Origin of the sequence: Nonomuraea sp. NPDC050227, assembly GCF_044459705.1 — a bacterium.
Classification (GTDB): Bacteria; Actinomycetota; Actinomycetes; order Streptosporangiales; family Streptosporangiaceae; genus Nonomuraea.
The window spans coordinates 492,467-512,405 of record NZ_JBITJF010000004.1; the positions used below are offsets into that span (position 1 = coordinate 492,467).

Sequence of the window (19,939 nt, forward strand, 5' to 3'; positions counted from 1 at the left end):
AGCCAGGTGAATAGTCCCGCAACTAGAGCGATTTAGTAACCAAGGAGAGCGCCATGCGTAGGTACTGGACGGGACCGGCGGTGGCAGCCGTCATGGTCGTCTCGGGCTGCGGCCTCGGCGGGTCCGGCGAGTCGGGAGCCGCCGCCCCGACCGCGGCGGCCACGGGAGAGGTGAAGGGCACTGTCAGCCTCCAGACGTGGGCCCTGAAGCCCAAGTTCACGGCGTACGTCGAGGGCGTCGTCGCCGCCTTCGAGAAGAAGTACCCCGGCACGAAGGTCGAATGGCTCGACCAGCCGGCGGACGCCTACTCCGAGAAGGTACTCAACCAGGCCGCCTCCGGAACACTCCCCGACGTCACCAACCTGCCCCCGGACTTCGCCAGGCCCCTGGTCCAGCAGGGCATGCTGCTCGACGTCGCCGCCGCCGACCCCAAGCTCGCCGACGAGTACGTCGCGGGCGGCATCGACGCCTACACCTTCCGCGGCTACTCCGGCACGTACGGCTATCCCTGGTACCTCAACACCGACGTCAACTACTGGAACTCCGAGTTGATGAAGAAGAACGGCCTCGACGCGGCCAAGCCGCCGACGACGTTCGACGAGCTGGTCGAGCAGGCCCGGACCTACAAGGAGAAGTCCGGCGGCAAGACGTACCTGATGAGCCGCCGCCCCGAGCTGGGCGACCTGGCCCAGGCGGGCGTGAAGCTGCTGTCCGACGACGGCAAGAGCTTCGTCTTCAACACCCCCGAGGCCGTCGCGGTGATCGAGAAGTACCGGGCCGCCTTCAAGGAGGGCTTACTGCCGCGCGACGTGCTGACCGACACCTACGCGGGCAACGCCAAGCTGTTCAACGAGGGCACCGTGGCCTGGACGACGGCCGGCGCCAACCACATCATCGCCGTCAAGACCGACAACCCCTCCCTCGCGCCCAAGGTCGTGCCCTCGACCGCGATGGGCACCCCGCCGCTGTACGTGCAGGGCCTGTCGGTGTCGAAGAAGAGCAAGAACCCGGCCGCGGCGATCGCGCTGGCCCGCTGGGTGACCAGCGCCGAGAACCAGGCGGCGTTCGCGCACGAGGTCAGCGTCTTTCCCAGCACCAAGGCCTCGGCCGGCGACCCGTTCTTCACCCAGAGCGACGGCACCAACGCCGGCGACGCCAAGGTCATCGCCTTCAAGTCGCTGGCCACGGCCAAGATGCTGCAGCCGGTCGAGGTGACCGACGCGATGAGCAAGTTCATCCGCCAGCAGATCGCCCTCGCGCTCAACGGCGAGGTCTCCGCCAAGGAGGCGCTGGACGCCGCGGTCGCCAAGTGCAACGAGCTGCTCAACCAGTGATCACCCCCGCTCTTCCCGCACAGGGCGCCCTCCGCCGCCGGCTCACCCCCTGGCTGCTGGTGGCGCCCGCCGCGCTGTGGCTGCTCGTCTTCAACGTCTGGCCCTCGCTGAACACGCTGGTGCTGGCCTTCACCAATGCCAAGCCGCTCAGCGGGGGGCACTTCACCGGGCTGGCCAACTTCGGCCGCATGCTCGACGACGACCAGCTCGGCAACGCGCTGCTCAACAGCGTCGTCTTCATGCTGGTCTGCCTGCCGGTGCTCACCCTGCTGCCGCTGCTGCTGGCGATCCTGGTGGAGAAGAAGATCCCCGGCATCACGTTCTTCCGCACCGCCTTCTACACGCCGGTCGTCGCCTCCGCCGTCGTGGTCGCGCTGATCTGGAGCTGGCTGCTGAGCGACCGGGGCCTGATCAACGGGCTCATGCAGGCGCTGGGCGTGCTGCAGGGGCCACTGCCGTTCCTGACCGACCGGTGGCTGCTGGTCCTCAGCGCCATCACCCTGACGGTGTGGAAGGGGCTGGGCTACTACATGATCATCTACCTGTCGGCGCTCGGGAACGTGCGGCGCGAACTGCACGAGGCCGCGGCCGTGGACGGGGCGGGGGCCGTCCGCCGATTCTGGAGCGTGACGGTGCCCGGCGTGCGCAACACGATGTTGCTGGTGTCGGTGCTGGTCTCGGTGTCGGCCCTGCGCGTGTTCTCCGAGCTGTTCGTGCTGTCCAACGGCACCGGCGGCCCGGGCGGGCGGGCGATGTCGCTGGTCATGCTGATCCAGATGTACAGCCGCGGCTTCTACGGCCACTTCGGCTACGCCTCGGCGCTGAGCATCCTGCTCTTCGTCATCACGATCGGCCCGATGCTCCTGCTGACCCGGCTCAACAGGAAGGCGGACTGACATGGCGGCGATGAAGGCGAGCGCGCGACCCGCCGCCGCGGCGGCCCGCCCGGGGCGGCACGGCCGCCGCCGGGGCCGGGGCGGGTTCGGCGCCACCACGCCGGGTGAGCTGGTCCTGCGGTACGCGCTGCTGCTGCTCGTCCTGGCGATCACGATCCTGCCGTTCCTGTGGCAGTTGTCCACCTCGCTGAAGGGCCCGTTCGAGGACGTCTTCGCGCAGACCCCGAGCTTCGTCCCGCTCCAGCCGACGCTGGCGAACTACGCGCGCGTCGCGGACACCATCCCCGTGTGGACGTACGCGCTCAACTCGGTGATCGTGGCGGTCATCGTGGTGGGCGGCAACGCGGTCGGCGCGACGCTGGCCGGGTTCGCGCTGGCCCGGCTGGAGTTCCGGGGCGCCAAGCTGCTCCTGGTGCTGTTCCTGTCCACGCTCGTGCTGCCGGGCGAGGTGACGATCGTCTCCCAGTACGTCACCGTCCGCGGCATGGGCCTGGCCGACACGCTGCTGGGCGTGGCGCTGCCCGGCGCGATCGGCATGCTGAACGTGCTGCTGATGCGCACCGCCTTCCAGGCCATCCCCAAGGAGATGGACGAGGCGGCGGTCATCGACGGGGCGACCCCCTGGCAGCGGCTCGTCCGGCTCGGGCTGCCGAACGTGCGCGGCATGCTGAGCGTGATCACGATCTTCGCGTTCATCGGCGCCTGGGACGACTTCCTGTGGCCGCTCATCGTGCTCAACGACCCGAAGAACTTCACGCTGACCGTCGGACTGCAGTACCTCAACGGCACGTTCAGCGCCAATCCCCGTCTCATCGCCGCTGGGACAATGATCTCCTTCCTGCCCATCGTGCTCCTGTTCGCCTCGCTGCAGCGCTTCTTCTTCCGCGGCGTCGCCGAGGGCGCGATCAAGGGCTGAGCCGGTTCCGAGAACGAGGAGTCTCTCTCCATGCATGACGACCGCACACTGGTCGAAGCCCGTCTCAAGCGCGTGCTGGACGAACGTCTGCGCCCGGCCGTCCACCCCGAGTCCGTGCCGATGGACGTGCGCGTCTGGACCACGCCGGGCGAGCCCGTCCCCGTCGCCGAAGGGCTCGCGGCCCCGACCGAGCCGATCGCGGTCGGCGCGGCGTGGGGCGCGCCGTGGGCGACGAGCTGGTTCACGGTGACCGGCACCGTCCCGGACGCCTGGACGGGCCGGACCGTCGAGGCGGTGCTCGACCTCGGCTTCGACGAGAACATGCCGGGCTTCCAGTGCGAGGGCCTGGTCTATCTGCCCGACGGCACGCCCGTGAAGGGGCTCAACCCGCGTAACCAGTGGGTGCGCGTCGGCGCGCCGGTGACCGGCGGCGAGCAGGTCGAGCTGCGGATCGAGGCGGCCTCCAACCCGGTCGTGCTCGACTACAAGCCGTTCGTGCCCACCCCGCTCGGCGACAAGGAGACGGCGGGCAGCGAGCCGCAGTACCGGCTGGCGCGCATGGACCTGGCCGTGTTCGACGAGACGGTGTGGAACCTGATCATCGACCTGGAGGTGGTGGGGGAGCTGATGCACGAGCTGCCCGCCGACAGCGGCCGCCGCGCGGAGCTGACCCGGGCCGTCGACCGCGCCCTGGACGCGATCGACCTCCAGGACGTCAACGCCACCGCCGCGGCGGCCCGCGCCGAGCTGGCCGGCGTGCTGTCCGCGCCCGCCGTGCCCTCGGCGCACCGGATCAGCGCGGTCGGGCACGCCCACATCGACTCGGCCTGGCTGTGGCCGCTGCGCGAGACCGTCCGCAAGGTCGCCCGTACCGCCTCCAACATGACGGCGCTGCTGGCCGACGAGCCGGAGTTCGTGTTCGCGATGTCGCAGGCCCAGCAGTGGGCGTGGATCAAGGAGCACCGGCCCGAGGTGTGGGCCAAGGTGACCAAGGCCGTGGCAGCCGGGCGGTTCGTCCCGACCGGCGGCATGTGGGTGGAGTCCGACACGAACATGCCCGGCTCCGAGGCCATGGCCCGCCAGTTCGTGCACGGCAAACGGTTCTTCATCGACGAGTTCGGCGTCGACAACGAGGAGGTGTGGCTGCCGGACACGTTCGGGTTCGCGGCCGGGCTACCGCAGATCATCAAGGCGGCGGGCTCGAAGCGGCTGCTCACCCAGAAGATCTCGTGGAGCCGGACGAACACGTTCCCGCACCACACGTTCCTGTGGGAGGGCATCGACGGGTCGCGGGTGTTCACGCACTTCCCGCCGGTCGACACCTACAACTGCTCGATGAACGGCCGGGAGATCGCGCACGCGGCCCGCAACTTCAAGGACAAGGGCGTCGCCCGGCACTCGCTGGCCCCCACCGGCTGGGGCGACGGCGGCGGCGGCACCACCCGCGAGATGGTGGCCAAGGCCGCCCGGCTGCGCGACCTGGAGGGCTCGGCCACCGTCACCTGGGAGACCCCCGCCGGCTTCTTCGCCAAGGCCGAGGCCGAGTACCCCGACCCGCCGGTCTGGGTGGGCGAGCTCTACCTGGAGCTGCACCGGGCCACGCTGACCAGCCAGGCCAAGACCAAGCAGGGCAACCGGCGCAGCGAGTCGCTGCTGCGCGAGGCCGAGCTGTGGGCCGCCACGGCCGCCGTGCGGGCCGGCGCGCCCTACCCGTACGAGCAGCTCGACCGCATCTGGAAGACGGTGCTGCTGCACCAGTTCCACGACATCCTGCCCGGCTCGTCGATCGCCTGGGTGCACCGCGAGGCCAGGGCCACCTACGCGGCGCTGGCCGAGGAGCTGACCGGCCTGATCGACGACGCCCAGCGGGCCCTGGCCGGAGACGGCCCCCACGAGCTGGTCTTCAACGCGGCCCCGCACGCCCGCAACGGCGTCCCGGCCGGCGGCGCGGCCCCGGCCGCACCGGGGACCCCGACGGCCGTGGAACCCCGCGAGGACGGCGGCTTCGTGCTGGACAACGGCCTGCTCCGGGTCGAGGTGGACGGGCGCGGCCTGATCGTCTCCGCCTACGACCTGCGGGCCCGGCGCGAGACCCTGCCCCCCGGCCAGGCCGCCAACCTGCTCCAGCTGCACCAGGACTTCCCCAACATGTGGGACGCCTGGGACGTGGACGAGTTCTACCGCAACACGGTCGCCGACCTCACCGCGGCCGACGAGGTGACGGCCGGCGAGCGGCCCGGCTCGGTCCGCGTCACCCGCTCGTTCGGCGGCTCGTCCGTCACGCAGGTGATCTCGCTGGACGGGCGGCGGGTCGACATCGCCACCGACGTCGACTGGCACGAGACGGAGAAGTTCCTCAAACTGGCCTTCCCCCTCGACGTGCGCGCCGAGCGCTACGCCGCCGAGAGCCAGTACGGCCACGCCTACCGCGCCACCCACACCAACACGAGCTGGGAGGCGGCCAAGTTCGAGGCGTGCAACCACAAGTTCGTGCACCTGGAGGAGCCCGGCTGGGGCGTGGCCGTGGTCAACGACTCCACCTACGGCCACGACGTGACCCGGGCCGTGCGCGAGGACGGCGGCACCACCACGACCCTGCGGGTGTCGCTGCTGCGCGCCCCCCGTTTCCCCGACCCCGAGACCGACCAGGGCAGGCACACCTTCCGGCACGCGCTGCTGCCCGGCGCGACGATCGGCGACGCGGTGCGCGAGGGCTGGTTCCTCAACCTGCCCGAGCGGGTGCTCTCCGGCGCCGCCGAGGTAGAACCGCTGGTCACGGTGGACGACGACGCGGTCGTGATCACCGCGGTCAAGCTGGCCGACGACGGCAGCGGCGACGTCGTGGTGCGCTTCCACGAGTCGCGCGGCGGCCGGGCCGCGGCCACGCTCACGGCCGGCTTCCCCGTCACCTCGGTGACCGTGACCGACCTGCTGGAGCGCCCGCTGGCCGAGCCCGAGCGGCCCGGCCGGTCGATCCCGGTGACGTTGCGGCCGTTCGAGCTGGTCACCCTGCGGCTCGGCCGCTGACCGCACGTTCCCGGTGAGGGGCGCCCGTCCGGGCGCCCCTCACCTGCGTTCACGGCGGAGTCGTCAGGGGGTGTAGACGGCCGAGCTCCCGTACAGCTTGTTGGTGAACGCGGAGATGTAGGAGGCGGTGTTCGCCGAGGTGAGGTTGTAGGTGAGGAAGACGCCGTACCCCTCGGTGACCGTACGGCGGGCGAGGGAGGCGGCGGTGGACGAGCTGGTGCCGGTGAAGGACACGGCGGCCGGCGACAGGCGGGACCTGGAGGTCGGGCCGTTCGGCACGGACCAGGTGCCGTACCAGGGGTTCCAGGCGTAGTCGAAGGTGTTGTTGATGCTGACGCCGTTGTAGGACAGGCGGTCGGCGGCCGGGCCGATGTCGTACAGCGTGATGAGCTTGTTCGGCAGCTTCTGGCGCAGGGCCTGGACCAGGTAGACGAAGGAGAAGGCGTTCGGCTGGCCGGTGCCGTTCCTGCCGTACTCGACGTACTCGTCGTCGAAGTCGATGCCGTCGAGCCCGTACGTCGTCACCACGTCGGCCAGCTCCTGGGCGAACGCGTCGGCGGCCTGCTGGGAGGGGAAGTTCGCGAAGCCGGCGCCCTGGTGGTTGCCGAGGATGGACAGCAGGACCTTGATGCCCCTCTGCTGCAGCGGGCGGACCTCGGTCGCCACGTTGTCGAGCACCCGCTGCACGTTCTCGTTGCAGTGGAGGTAGGCCTTCGTGCCGTCGTAGTTGATGTTGGCGGCGAAGATGACCGCGATGTCGAACACCTGCGCGCCGCCACGGGCGAGCGTGTACTTCGCGACGTTCGTCATGCTCTCGCTGTTGACCTCGATGTAGACCACCGAGAGCGGGCCGGTCTTGCCGGCCGCGCGGCGCTCGGCGTGTGCCGCGGTGGGTAACGCGGCACCCACGGTGGTCGCGGCCAGCGCTGCCAGCAGGGTCCTTCTGCGCATGAGCGGTGAACTCACGATCGGCTCCTCAGGGCATGGGGGGATGATTTGCTATATCGGTTAAGTCCAGTCCACTCGTCTTCGCGAGGCTGCGCGGGGACTGGAGATAAATCGGTATAGCGCCTCGATCATCGGCAGCCCGGGGCCCGCTGTCAAGGTGTCGCCGGCGCGGAAAAGGCGCCGCGGGCGCCGGAGATCTCTCCGGTGGTAATGTTCCGTATATCCAAATATTTAGATGTATGGAGCAGTGATGACGAAGGTGCTGATTGTCGGTGCCGGCGCGCTGGGACAGGTCTTCGGGGCGTGGCTGGCCGCGGGCGGGGCCCGGGTCAGCTATCTCGTGCGGCCGGGCCGGGAGGGCTGGGAAGGGGCTTCGCTGTACCGGCTCAGGCGGGGGCGGGCGCCGGTCGCCGAGCGCGTCACGCCGTACGAGGTGCGCAGCGAGCCGCCCCGCGAACGGTGGGACATGGTGTGGCTCTGCGTGGACTCGCCGGCCCTGCGCGGCGACTGGACGGGCGCGCTGCGCGCGGTGACCGGCGAGGCGACCGTGGTCACCATCGGCCAGGATCCGGGCGATCTGCGCACCCTCGCCGGCGTCTGGCCGCGGGAGCAGATCGTCCAGGTGACGCCGACGCTGCTGGCCTACCAGGCGCCGCTGGAGCGCGAGGTCCCCGCGCCGGGGGTGGCGTACTGGGTGCCGCCCGGCACGGCGACGGGCGTCACCGGAGCGCGCGCCCCGCAGGTCGTCGCCGCGCTGCGGGCCGGCGGCGTGCGGGCCAGGCGGGTGACGCGGGCCGGCGCGGGGGAGCTCACCGCCGCCCGGATGATCCCCTACATCGCCGCGCTGGAGTCCTCCGGCTGGCGGCTGCCCGCGTCGGGCCCGCGGTTGCGGGGCGCCGCCGCGGCCGTCCGGGAGGCCGTCGCGGTGGTCTCCGCCCAGCACGGGCTGCGCGCTCCCGTCCCCGTTCCGTCCTGGGCCGTGGGGCTGGCGTTGCGCGTGCTGCCCCGGCTGCTCCCCTTCGACCTGCGCCGCTACCTGGAGACGCACTTCACGAAGGTGAGCGCGCAGACGCGCCTGATGCTGGACGGCTGGATCGCCGAAGGGTCCGCCAGGGCGCTGCCGGTCGGCCGCCTGTCCGCCGTGCGCGACTCGTTGCCCGCATGAGCGGCTCGATCGAGGCCCGGGACGTCCTCGCGCTGTTCGCGCGGACCCGGCCGCTGTTCACCGCCCTGGGGGACGAGCGCAGGCAGGAGATCGTCGTCCATCTCCTGGAGTCCGCGGGGCCCCGCAGCGTCGGCGACATCGCCGCGCACCTGGGGCTGTCCCAGCCCGCCACCTCCCACCACCTCAAGATCCTGCGCGACGCGGATCTGCTGACGGCACGGCGCAAGGGCACCCTGCGCCTGTACGACCTCAACGCCGATGCCTATCCGGAGCTCCTGACGCCCCTGCGCGACCTCATCACGATGATCATCTCGTGCGCCTCCGGCCTCGGCGAACAGCCGGGCGGTCACTAGAGCTCGACGACCGCCCGCGCGTCTTCCCGTCCCGGTCTGTCACATCGGGAGCGGCTGTCCCGTCCTCGCAGTGCTGTCCATCCAGGCGACGCGTGAAGGAGCAGGGGCGATGAAGGTAGTGCTGGCCGGGGCGACCGGCGCGATCGGGGTTCCGCTGTTGTCGGCGCTGGCCGCGTCGGGGCACGACGTGGTCGCCGTCGTCCGCGATCCCGCAAAGCGGCGGCTCGTCACCGAACGCGGCGCGGACGCCGTCGTCGCCGACGTGCTCGACCGGGACGCGCTGCTGCGCGCGCTCGACGGGCAGGCCGCCGACGTCGTCATGCACCAGGCCACGGCGCTGCGCGGCGCCTCGCGCAGGCTGCGCCCCGACGACCCCACCCTCGCCCTGCGCGACCGGGGGACCGCGCACCTGCTCGACGCCGCGCGGGCCGTCGGCGCGCGCCGGTTCGTCACCCAGTCGCTGATCACCGGGTACGGCTACCGCGACCACGGCGACCGGGTGCTGACCGAGGACGACGAGTTCGGCGTGCACGTCGGCACCGTCGCCGACCTGGTGACCGACTCCAGCCTGGCGACCGAGAGCCAGGTGTTCGCCGCCGAAGGCATCGAGGGCGTCGCCCTGCGCTACGGCATGTTCTACGGCAGGAACGCCTTCAGCGACCTGTTCGCCGACATGATGCGCAAGCGGGCGCCCGTGCTGCCGCGCGGCAGCACCGGCACCACCTCCTTCGTCCACGTGGACGACGCCGCGGCGGCCGCGGTCGCGGCCATGGAACGCGGCGGCGCGGGCCAGGCGTACAACATCGTGGACGACCGGCCGATGAGCTGGCGCGACTTCCTGACCGCGGTCGCCCGCGCGCACGGCACACCGCGTCCCGTCGTGATTCCGAGATGGCTGGTCCGGCGGGCCGTGCCGTACCTGGGCTGCCTGCTGATGGACACCACGATGCGGGTCTCGCACGCCAAGGCCACCCGCGACCTGGGCTGGACCCCGGTGCACCCGAGCGTTCCCGACGGACTGGAGGACATGAGATGACGAACGGTTACAGCAGGCCGGCCAGGATCTTCGTCCAGGTGGCCGTGGCGGTCGGCGCGCTGACGATGCTGGGCTTCGGCGTGTGGATGCGCCTCGACCCGGCAGGTTTCGCGGTCTTCGCCCGCTTCCCCAATCACGTGCACTTCCTGCACGACGCCGGGGTCTTCCAGATCGGCATCGGGCTGATGATGCTGAGCGCGCTGGTGTGGCGCGACGTGCTGTCGGTCGTGCTGGTCGGGTTCCTCGTCGCCAACACGCTGCACGTGGTGAACCACGCGGCCGACCTGGACCTCGGCGGCAACCCGGACAACTGGTGGCAGCTCGCCCTCCTCTCCCTGCTGACGCTGGCCGGCCTCGTGGTGCACCGCAGGCAACTCGGCCGCCGGTCACGGGCGCGGGGGTAGGCCAACGGCGGCGCGGCTCGGTGTCCGATAGCTTGCGACAATCCGCGCGCTATGACATGAAGGAGTGCTCATCGTGACATCCGAGACGTACCCGGCGGCTGACCTCAGCGAGTGGGATGCCGCGCTGGCCGGGGCGTTCGAGATCCTGCTCGGCGGAGAGCCGGCCGCGCACCCTGCCGCCGGGCACGGCGTGTACTACGCCTCGGACACCTTCGACGAGTTCCTGTTCCCGAATGCCTGGGCCACCGCCGACGCGCTGTCCGGCCGGGAGGCGCGGCGCCTCCCGGATCCGGACGGTGAACACCCCTTCTCCCCGTGGACCTGGCGCTTCGACCTGGGCGGGTCGCTGTTCTGGTTCGACCCCGATCTGCTGGCGGGAACAGGGGCATGGGGCGAGGACGGGCACAAGGGCCCTCGGCCGTTCGGCGACGCCTTCGTCGCCGACCTGCGGGCCGTGTCCGCGACCGATGAAACCGATGAAGTCCTGGTGCACGGCGCACAGCTGGGGCCGCTCCTGGGCCGCCACGGCGTCGATCTGACCGGCGAGGAGTGCGAGAGACTGAACGGCTGGCTGACCGTGCTGCTGCGCGTCGCCACCGACGGCACCCTCACCGACGCGATGCGGGCCGCCACGTTCACCGAACGCGGCCCCGGCCACCTGGTGTCCGTCTCGGACATGCGTCACGCCCGCTCCGCCGCCCAGCCTTGGGAGGAGCGGCTGGGCGCGGTCACGCACCCCGCGCTCCGCGACCATCTCCGCATGCTCTGTCTCACCGAGGGCGACGCGCGCAGCGAGGGCGGCTTCTACCGCGGCGACGGCCCCTGGCCGTGGACCGACGTCCTGGAGGCGGTCGGCTGCTCGCTGGTCGCGGGCTGGGGATTTGGCGAGTCCCAGGCCGGCACCGCCGTCGTGCGCCTGCCGGACCAGCCGGAAGCACGCTGACGACCTAAGCAAGTCATATCACCTGACTCGCATAAAAATGACAACTAGGCATTGCTGATATCTCAACCCACTCGTACTGTGATCCCAGTCGCTCCGTAGAACGAAGGAGATCCAGTGCCCCCCAGTCACGATCCTCGACCGGCCGGCTGGCGAGTCGGCGCCGACATCGGCGGCACCTTCACCGACGTCATCGCGCTGGGGCCGGACGGCCAGGTCGTCCCCATGAAGGTGTTGTCCACCCCGCCCGACTACGGCGCCGGCGTGGTGGCGGCGACCACCGGCGTGCTCTCCCTGGCCGGTGCCCGGCCCGAGGCCGTGGTCGCGATGCTGCACGGCACGACCGTCGCCACCAACGCGATCCTGTCGATGAACGGCGTGCGCACCGCGGTGGTCACCACCCGCGGCTTCCGCGACGTGCTGGAGATCGGGCGGCTGCGCCGGCCGGTGCTCTACGACCTGTCATGGTCCAAGCCCGAACCCCTCGCCCGGCGACGCGACCGGCACGAACTCGACCAGCGGATCACGGCCGACGGCCGGCTCGGCCCACCGGCGAGCGAGGACGAGATCCGCGCGCTGGCCGGACGCCTGCGCGCGGACGGCATCGAAGCGGTGGCCGTGTGCCTGATCAACTCCTACGTCCGCCCTGACGAGGAACGGCGGGTCGCCGCACTGCTGCAAGCCGAACTGCCCGGCGTGTACGTCACGGCGTCGGTCGACGTCTCGCCGCAGCCGCACGAGTTCGAGCGCATGAGCACCGCCACGGTCAACGCCTACGTCGGCCCCACCGTGCACGGTTACCTCACCCGGCTGGAAGCGGGGCTGCGCTCGGCGAAGGTGCGCGCGCCCCTGCTGGTCATGCAGTCCAGCGGCGGACTGCTCGACGCGGCCTCCGTCGCCCGGCGGCCGGTGCAGATCATCGAGTCCGGTCCGGCGGCCGGCGTCACCGCCGTGCAGAAGCTCGCCCAGCTGATCGGCCTGTCCACGGTGGTCGCGTTCGACATGGGCGGGACCACGGCGAAGGCGTCCCTGATCGAGCACGGCGAACCGTTCGTCTCGGCCGACTACGAGGTCGGCGGCGGCATGAACGGCGCCCGCGGGCTCAGTTCCGGCGCCGGGTATCCGGTGCGGGCGCCGTCGATCGACATCGCCGAGGTCGGATCCGGCGGCGGCAGCATCATCTCCGTCGACGCGGCGGGCGCCCTGCACGTGGGGCCCGTCAGCGCCGGCTCGCGTCCCGGCCCTGCCTGCTACGGCCAGGGCGGCGAGCTGCCGACCCTGACCGACGCCAACGTGACGCTCGGCTACCTCAGCCCCGACGCGCTGGCCGGCGGCCGGGTGGCGATCCACCCGGAGCTGGCCGTGAAGGCGTTGTCACCGGTGGCCGAGCAGCTCGGCGACGACGTGGCGGGCGCCGCGCGCGGCGCGTACCAGGTGGCGGTGTCGAGCATGACGACCGCGGTCAAGGCGGTGACCAGCGAACGAGGGCGTGACCCGCGGGAGGCCACCATGGTCGCCTTCGGCGGCGCGGGCCCTCTCTACGCCGCCGCGCTGGCCCGCGAACTCGGGATCTCGACGGTGATCGTGCCCGTGCATCCGGGACTGTTCAGCAGCCTGGGCCTGCTCGTGGCCGACACCGAACGCCAGGAGCTCACCCCGTACCGGGCCGGCTTCGCCGACGTGGGCGCGCTCGCCGCGGAGTTCGCGCGGCTGTCCGCCCACGTACGCGACCAGCTGGGCGCCGACGCCGTCGTGGACCGGCTCCTGGACATGCGCTACCGCGGCCAGCGGTTCGAACTGCGGATCCGGGTGCCCGACGGCGACCTCACCGAGGATCTGCTCGCCGAGACGCGGTCCCGCTTCCACGCCGAGCACCGGCGCACCTACGGCCGGGCCGGCACGGACGAGCTGGTGGAGCTGGTCAACCTCCGGGTACGCGGCCGGCTCCCCACCCAGGTGTCCATCGCGGACGTGCTGAGCCTGCCCCTCGCCCCCGGCGGCGAGCCCGCCGTCCGCGAATGCCGGTTCGACCGGACCGTGCCCACGCCCGTCGTGGGCCGGTCGGATCTCGGCCCGGAACCGGTCGAGGGGCCGATGGTCATCGAGGACATGGACGCCACCACCCTCGTCCCGCCCGGCGCCCGGGTGCACCGCGACCGGCTCAACAACATCGTCATCACCTGGAGCGCCTCATGATCCGCGACGCCGTGACCTTCGAGGTCTTCCGCAACGCCGTCACCGGGATCGCCGACGAGATGGCGATCACGATCCTGCGCACGGCTCACTCGCAGCTCGTGGCGTCCAGCATGGACTTCTCCGCCGCCCTGTGCGACGCGCGGGGCCGGGTGATCGCCCAGGCCAACACCCTGCCGGTGCACCTGGGGTCCATTCCGGACGCGATGGAGGCGATCCTCGACGAGTTCGGCGACCGGATCCGTCCGGGAGACGTCTACCTGCTCAACGACCCGTCCCTGGGCGGCATGCACCTGCCCGACATCTTCGCGGTCGCCCCGGTGTTCGCCGGGGAGGACCTCCTGGGCTTCGCGGTCACGGTCGTCAACCACACCGACGTCGGCGGGTGGGCCGCCGGTTCGATGGCCGTGCAGTCGACCAGCATCTTCGCCGAAGGGGTGCAGATCCCGCCGTCGTGCCTGGTCGAGGCCGGCACGGTCAACGAGACGTTCCTGCGGCTGATCCTGCGCAACGTCCGCGAGCCCGAGCTGCTGCGCGGCGACCTCGAGTCCCAGCTCGCGGCCTGCCACACCGGAGCCGAGGGGCTGCGCGCCCTCGCGGCGCGGCACGGCGTCCACGGGCTCGCCGCCCTCGTCGACGAGCTGCTCGACTACTCCGAGACCCTGCTGCGCGCCGCGCTCGCCGAGGCCGTCCCGGGCGCCTACGAGTTCCTCGACCACATCGACGACGACGGTCTGGGGTCCGGGCCGATCCCGATCCGCGTCAAGGTCACGCTGTCCGGGTCGGGGATCGAGCTCGACTTCACCGGCTCCTCGCCGCAGGTGGACTCCGCGCTCAACGCGACGGCCTCCTTCACCCGCTCCGCCGCCTACGCCGCCCTGCAGGGCGTGCTCGCCTCCGACATCCCGGCCAACAGCGGCTTCTACCGGCCGTTCAGTTTCGTCATCCCGGAAGCCTCCATCCTCAACGGCCGGCGGCCGGCCGCGCGCGGCGCCCGCGGGCTCGTCGGCTTCCGGATCATCGACGCCGTGCTCGGGGCGCTCGCCCCGGTGTTCCCCGCCCGGGTGCCGGCCGCCGGGGAAGGCGGGCCCGACGGGATCGCGATCGGCCTCGTCGGGCCGGACGGGGAGTCCATGGTGTTGTGGGACCCGCTGGCGGGCGCGTGGGGCGCGCGTCCCGACCGCGACGGCGTGGACGGGATCAGCTCTCTGGGCGCGAACCTGACCAACACGCCGGTCGAGGAGCTGGAACGCTCCGGTCACCTCCGCATCGACGGTTACGGCTACCTCCCCGACAGCGGCGGAGCGGGCCGCTGGCGTGGCGGCCTGGCGACCTTCCGCGACATGACGCTGCTGGCGGCCGAGGCCAAGGTGCAGATCAGGTCCGACCGGCGCAAATTCCTGCCGTACGGACTGGCCGGCGGCGCGCCGGGAACCCCCTCGCTCAACATGCTCGACCCCGGCGGTCCCGGTGAACGGGTGCTGGAGTCCAAACCGCACTTCGAGATGACCGCGGGGACCCGCCACCGGCACGTGACCGCCGGCGGCGGCGGGCACGGCGTCCCCTTCGAACGCGTCCCCGAACTGGTCCTCGAAGACGTCCTCGACGGCAAGGTGACCCACGAGGGAGCCGAACGGGACTACGGCGTCGTGATCACCGCGGACGGCGCGATCGACCGGGACGCCACCGCCAGGCTGCGAGGCCAGGCGCGCTGAAGCCGCCGCACACCCCCCACACCGATTGGAACCCCCCATGAGTTCACCCGTCGCGACCCCACCGAGCACCGTCTCACCGCGCACCTGGCGCAAGGTGGGCGTCCGCATCATGCCGCTGGTCGGCCTCGCCTACGTGGCGAGTTACATCGACCGCGCCAACGTCGGTTACATCGCCGCGCCCATGTCCCGCGACCTGGGCCTCGGCAGCGGCCAGATCGGCCTGGCCGCCGGACTGTTCTTCATCGGCTACGTCCTGTTCGAAGTGCCGAGCAACATGATGCTGAGCCGGTTCGGCGCGCGGAAGTGGATCGCCCGCATCATGATCACGTGGGGGCTGGTCACCGCGGCGACCGCGGCCGTGAACTCCCCGGCCACACTGTTCGCCGCGCGGCTCCTCCTCGGGTTCGCCGAAGCCGGCCTGGCCGCCGGGATCCTGCTCTACCTGACGTTCTGGTTCCCGCGCCGCCAGCGTTCCTGGGCGCTGTCGACCTTCATCGTGATGATCCCGCTGTCCTCGATCATCGGCTCTCCGCTGGCCGCCGCGCTGCTGGAGTGGGGCCAGAGCCTGTTCGGCATCGCGGGCTGGCGGGCGCTGTTCCTCGTCGAGGGCATCCTGACGGTCGTCGTCAGCGTCCTGATCTTCGTTTTCCTGCCGAACCGCCCGGCCGACGCACGCTGGCTCGACGACGAGGAGAAGGCCGCCATCGAGAACGTCCTGGCCGCAGAAGCCGCCGAACAGCGCGCCCGCGGGGCGCTCACCGGGCTGCGCCAGGCGCTGACCAGCGGCCGGGTGTGGGCGATGGCCGTGACGTGGTTCGCGATCGCGTTCGGGCTCTATCCGCTGCAGTTCTTCCTGCCCACGATGATCAGGTCCCTCACGCAGAGCGTCGGTGAGTCCGCCGACGTCAGCAGCGTGCTGCTGTCCGCGATCCCCTACGTGGTGGCCGCGGTCGCCCTCCTGACCTGGGCTCGCCTGGCCGCGCGCTGGACGGCGGTCACGGCCACGGCCGTCCCGATGGCGCTCGGCGCGGCGGGGCTGCTGCTGGCGACCTTCACCAGCAGCGGCACGCTGTTCGTGCTCGCCGTCTGCCTGAGCGTCGCCGGGATCATCACCGCGATGCCGCAGTTCTGGCGGATCCCGGCGATCGGCCTGACCGAGGCGGCCGCCGCCTCCGGCATCGCCCTGATCAACTCCGTCAGCAACGTCAGCGGATTCATCGGTCCCTACTTCACCGGGACGATCGCGTCCGCGACCGGCAGCTTCACGTACGCGCTGCTGGCCATCGCGATCATCATGGCCGCCGGGCTGGCCGTCCTGCTCACCGCGGGACGCCGGATGGAGCGGCTGGACGGGAGCCTGTCATGACCGCCGCCGACCGGCAGGGAGGCAGGGCGTGAACGCCGCGCTGCTGCACCGGCTCCGGGCCGAGCTCGACGAACGCCGGGCGACCACCGGGCTGCGCCGCGACCTCGTGGTCTCGGGTGTCCAGGGGCCGGCGCTCGGCGTGGGAGGGGAGTGGCTGGTGAACTTCGCCTCCAACGACTATCTCGGGCTCGCCGGCGACCCGGAGGTCCTCGACGCGGCCCGGCGGGCGCTGCGCGAGACGGGGCTCGGGGTGGCGGCGGGCCGGGTGCTCTGCGGCACCCGGGCCGTCCACGGCGAGCTGGAGGCGTGCATCGCCGAGCTGGTCGGCGCCGAGGACGCGGTGCTCCACAACTCCTGCTTCGACGCGAACCTCGGCCTCTTCGACGCCCTGCTCGGCCCGCAGGACGTCGTCCTCAGCGACGCGCTCAACCACGCCAGCCTGATCGACGGCATCCGCCTCACGAGGGCCCGGCGGCGCGTCTTCGCCCACGCCGACCTCGACGAGCTCGAACGCCACCTCATCGAGTTCGCCGGCGCTCGCCACCGCCTCATCGTCACCGACGGCGTCTTCAGCATGGACGGCGACGTCGCCGCGCTGCCCCGGCTCTGCGAGCTGGCCGAACGCCACGACGCGGTGCTCGTGGTCGACGACTCGCACGCCACGGGGGTGCTGGGCACGACCGGCGGCGGCACCGCCGAGCACTTCGGACTGAAGGGACGCGTCGACGTGCTGACGGGGACGCTCGGCAAGGCACTGGGCGGCGCAGCGGGCGGCTTCGTCGCGGGCGACCGCGCGCTGGTCGAGACGCTGCGCCAGGTCTCGCGGCCCTACATCTTCACCAACGCCATGGCCCCCGCGCTGGCCGTGGCGGCGCTGGCGGCGATCCGCATCGCACGACGGCGTCCCGACCTGCGGGAACGCCTGGCCGCCAACACCGCCTGGCTGCGCCGGGCGTTGCGCGACCTCGGCTACGAGGTGCCGCCGGGGGAGCATCCGATCATCCCCGTGATGCTGCGCGGCGGCACGCTGGCCCGCGACGTGGCGGCGGCGCTCCGCCGCGAGGGCGTGCTCGCCTTCGCGCTCTCCCACCCGGTCGTCCCGGCTGGCGAGGAGCGGATCAGGGTGCAGGTCTCGGCCGCGCACACCGCCGGCCAGCTCGAACGGGCGGTGGCCGCCTTCGGCCGCGCGCGTGCCGTCCTGGCCGGCTCATGAGCACCGCCGAGGGGCTGCGGGCGCCGACCAGCGCCGACGGCCGGGAGCTGGCGGGCCGGGTCGCGATCGTGACCGGCGGGGCCCGCGGCATGGGCCTGGCCGCGGCACACGCGCTGGCCCGCCGCGGCGCGACCGTGGCGGTGTTCGACCTGGCCGCGCCCGGCCCGGGAGAGCTGGCGGCGACGCTGGCCGTGCCGGCGGACCGCGTCCGGTCGCTCGCGGTGGACGTCACGGACGGCGACCAGGTCGAGCGGGCGTTCGCCGCGCTGCTGGCGGAGCTGTCGCGGCTGGACATCCTGGTCAACGCCGCGGGCGTCGCACCGCCGACCCCGTTCGAGGAGATCACCCGGGCCGAGTGGAACCAGGTGCTGGCGGTCAACGTGCTCGGGACGGTCCTGTGCTGCCAGCAGGCGCTTCCCGCGATGCGCGCCCGGAGCTGGGGCCGCATCGTCAACTTCTCCTCCACCGCCGGCAAGACCATCAGCACCGCGGGCGGCGCCCATTACACGACGGCGAAGCACGGAGTCCTCGGGCTCACCCGGCACCTGGCGAAGGACTACGGGCCCGACGGGATCACGGTGAACGCCGTCTGCCCGGGACTCATCGACACCCCGATGGCCCGCGCGCTGCTGCCCGGAGAGGCGCTCGAACGCGCCACCCGGTCGTTCCCGGTGCCCCGCGTCGGGCAGCCCTGGGAGGTCGCCGAGCTCGTCGCCTTCCTCGCCTCGGACCGCGCGGCGTACATCACCGGGGCGGCCATCGACATCAACGGCGGCGACCTGATCGTCTGACGCGGCGCCGCCGAACACCCGCAACCAGCACCCCACGAGAAGGTGAGCTTTCTGTGAGCACAGGGACAGTCAGGATGATCCGGCACCGGATCGACGGCCGCGAGACCGCCGGCCGGTCGAGCCGCACCGCCCCGGTATGGGACCCCGCGACCGGCGCGCATCAGGCCGACGTGCTGCTGGCCGAGCCCGCCGACGTCGACGCCGCGGTACGGGCCGCGCGTGCCGCCCTGCCGGGCTGGGCCGACACCTCGGTCATGCGGCGCTCGCGCTTGATGTTCGCCTTCCGCGAGCTGGTCGACAAGCACCTCGACGACCTCGCGCGGCTGGTCTCCGCCGAGCACGGCAAGGTCCTCGACGACGCCAGAGGCGAGCTCGTCCGCGGCCTGGAGGTGATCGACTTCGCCTGCGGGATCCCGCACCTGCTCAAGGGCGAGTACTCCGACCAGGTCTCGACCGACGTCGACCTGTTCTCGTTCCGGCAGCCGCTCGGCGTCTGCGCCGGGATCACGCCGTTCAACTTTCCCGCCATGGTCCCGCTGTGGATGCATCCGATCGCGATCGCGACCGGCAACACGTTCGTGCTCAAGCCCTCCGAACGCGACCCGTCGGCGGCCAACCTCATCGCCGATCTCTACGCCGAAGCCGGTCTGCCCGACGGCGTCTTCAACGTCGTCCACGGCGACAAGGTCGCGGTCGACGCGATCCTCGACCACCCGGACATCGACGGCGTGTCGTTCGTCGGCTCGACGCCGGTCGCGCGGTACGTGTACGAGCGCGCGACCGCGGGAGGCAAGCGCGTCCAGGCGCTCGGCGGCGCCAAGAACCACGCCGTCGTGCTGCCCGACGCCGACCTCGACCACGCCGCCGAGCATCTGGTCGCGGCCGGGTACGGCTCGGCGGGCCAGCGCTGCATGGCGATCTCGGTCGCCGTCGCGGTCGGCGACGTGGCCGAGCCGCTCGTCGAGCTGATGCGCGAGAAGGCGCAGGCGATCAAGGTCGGACCGGGGCTGGAGTCCGAGTCCGAGATGGGGCCGGTCGTGTCGGCGGAGGCGCTGGAACGGATCAGGGGCTACATCGACTCCGGCGTCGCCGCGGGCGCCGAGCTCGTCGTCGACGGGCGCGAGCTCGACCTCGGGGGCGACGGCTTCTTCGTCGGGCCGACGCTGTTCGATCACGTCAGGCCCGAGATGGACGTCTACCGCGACGAGATCTTCGGCCCGGTGCTCGTCGTCGTGCGGGTCGGCTCGCTCGAAGAGGCGATCGACCTGATCAACGGCAACAACCTGGCCAACGGCACGGCGATCTTCACCAGGGGCGGCCACGCGGCGCGCCTCTTCCAGCGCTCCGTGCAGGTCGGGATGATCGGCGTCAACGTGCCCATCCCGGTGCCCATGGCGTTCCACTCGTTCGGCGGCTGGAAGCAGTCGCTGTTCGGCGCGCACCACATGCACGGTCCGGAGGGCGTCGCGTTCTACACGCGCGCGAAGGCCGTCACCAGCCGGTGGCCGGAGGAGCGGGAGGACGGCCCGCGCCACCGCGGCGACCTCTCCTTCCCGACGGCGGTCTGACCGGACGGCCCGGCCTCCGACCGGCCTCGCGCCGCACCCCGGAGGCCCGGCCCTCGCCCGGCGCGGCCCCCGCC

At 71.9% G+C, this 19,939-nt stretch carries 16 protein-coding genes; 15 read left to right on the plus strand and 1 reads right to left on the minus strand.

Annotated elements, in window-relative coordinates:
* Positions 1-53: 53 nt before the first annotated feature.
* From ACIBK9_RS19350 to ACIBK9_RS19365, 4 genes are read left to right on the plus strand one after another with little or no spacing between them, the layout of a single operon-like run.
* On the plus strand, positions 54-1,334 hold the full coding sequence (locus ACIBK9_RS19350) for an ABC transporter substrate-binding protein (RefSeq protein ID WP_397159817.1): 1,281 nt from the start codon (positions 54-56) through the stop codon (positions 1,332-1,334).
* Positions 1,331-2,230: a sugar ABC transporter permease gene (locus tag ACIBK9_RS19355; RefSeq protein ID WP_358297843.1), complete on the plus strand. Its 900-nt coding sequence runs from the start codon at positions 1,331-1,333 to the stop codon at positions 2,228-2,230. The genes ACIBK9_RS19350 and ACIBK9_RS19355 overlap by 4 nt, the downstream gene beginning before the upstream one ends.
* Before the next feature lies 1 nt (position 2,231).
* Entirely contained in the window at positions 2,232-3,146 is a 915-nt protein-coding gene (locus ACIBK9_RS19360) for a carbohydrate ABC transporter permease (RefSeq protein WP_397159819.1), read from the plus strand.
* Between the two features lie 30 nt (positions 3,147-3,176).
* Positions 3,177-6,173, plus strand: coding sequence for an alpha-mannosidase (locus ACIBK9_RS19365; RefSeq protein WP_397159821.1), 2,997 nt, complete (start codon positions 3,177-3,179; stop codon positions 6,171-6,173).
* Positions 6,174-6,236: 63 nt separating this feature from the next.
* Here ACIBK9_RS19365 and ACIBK9_RS19370 read toward each other — a convergent pair whose 3' ends face one another.
* Positions 6,237-7,139, minus strand: a complete 903-nt coding sequence (locus ACIBK9_RS19370) for an endo-beta-N-acetylglucosaminidase H (protein WP_358297833.1) — start codon at positions 7,137-7,139, stop codon at positions 6,237-6,239.
* A 232-nt stretch (positions 7,140-7,371) separates the two neighbouring features.
* Here ACIBK9_RS19370 and ACIBK9_RS19375 point away from each other — a divergent pair, with 232 nt between their 5' ends.
* From ACIBK9_RS19375 to ACIBK9_RS19425, 11 genes are all read left to right on the plus strand, one after another.
* Complete coding sequence (locus ACIBK9_RS19375) at positions 7,372-8,286, plus strand: ketopantoate reductase family protein (protein ID WP_397159824.1); 915 nt, start codon at positions 7,372-7,374, stop codon at positions 8,284-8,286.
* Positions 8,283-8,639: an ArsR/SmtB family transcription factor gene (locus tag ACIBK9_RS19380; protein ID WP_397159826.1), complete on the plus strand. Its 357-nt coding sequence runs from the start codon at positions 8,283-8,285 to the stop codon at positions 8,637-8,639. Before ACIBK9_RS19375 ends, ACIBK9_RS19380 begins: the two co-directional genes overlap by 4 nt.
* A gap of 109 nt (positions 8,640-8,748) precedes the next feature.
* Entirely contained in the window at positions 8,749-9,675 is a 927-nt protein-coding gene (locus ACIBK9_RS19385) for an NAD-dependent epimerase/dehydratase family protein (protein ID WP_397159828.1), read from the plus strand.
* Positions 9,672-10,079, plus strand: a complete 408-nt coding sequence (locus ACIBK9_RS19390) for a hypothetical protein (RefSeq protein WP_397159830.1) — start codon at positions 9,672-9,674, stop codon at positions 10,077-10,079. Before ACIBK9_RS19385 ends, ACIBK9_RS19390 begins: the two co-directional genes overlap by 4 nt.
* Positions 10,080-10,152: 73 nt before the next feature.
* Entirely contained in the window at positions 10,153-11,022 is an 870-nt protein-coding gene (locus ACIBK9_RS19395) for a hypothetical protein (RefSeq protein WP_397159832.1), read from the plus strand.
* A gap of 114 nt (positions 11,023-11,136) precedes the next feature.
* On the plus strand, positions 11,137-13,215 hold the full coding sequence (locus tag ACIBK9_RS19400; protein ID WP_397159834.1) for a hydantoinase/oxoprolinase family protein: 2,079 nt from the start codon (positions 11,137-11,139) through the stop codon (positions 13,213-13,215).
* Complete coding sequence (locus ACIBK9_RS19405) at positions 13,212-14,927, plus strand: hydantoinase B/oxoprolinase family protein (protein WP_397159836.1); 1,716 nt, start codon at positions 13,212-13,214, stop codon at positions 14,925-14,927. Before ACIBK9_RS19400 ends, ACIBK9_RS19405 begins: the two co-directional genes overlap by 4 nt.
* 37 nt (positions 14,928-14,964) lie before the next feature.
* Positions 14,965-16,293 carry an MFS transporter gene (locus tag ACIBK9_RS19410; protein WP_387676289.1) on the plus strand — a complete coding sequence of 443 codons (1,329 nt, stop codon included), beginning with the start codon at positions 14,965-14,967 and terminating at the stop codon, positions 16,291-16,293.
* 28 nt (positions 16,294-16,321) lie between these two features.
* Positions 16,322-17,506 carry a glycine C-acetyltransferase gene (locus tag ACIBK9_RS19415; RefSeq protein WP_397159838.1) on the plus strand — a complete coding sequence of 395 codons (1,185 nt, stop codon included), beginning with the start codon at positions 16,322-16,324 and terminating at the stop codon, positions 17,504-17,506.
* Positions 17,503-18,297, plus strand: coding sequence for an SDR family NAD(P)-dependent oxidoreductase (locus tag ACIBK9_RS19420; RefSeq protein ID WP_397159840.1), 795 nt, complete (start codon positions 17,503-17,505; stop codon positions 18,295-18,297). Before ACIBK9_RS19415 ends, ACIBK9_RS19420 begins: the two co-directional genes overlap by 4 nt.
* A 74-nt stretch (positions 18,298-18,371) precedes the next feature.
* Positions 18,372-19,865, plus strand: a complete 1,494-nt coding sequence (locus ACIBK9_RS19425; protein ID WP_397160185.1) for a CoA-acylating methylmalonate-semialdehyde dehydrogenase — start codon at positions 18,372-18,374, stop codon at positions 19,863-19,865.
* Positions 19,866-19,939 lie beyond the last annotated feature (74 nt).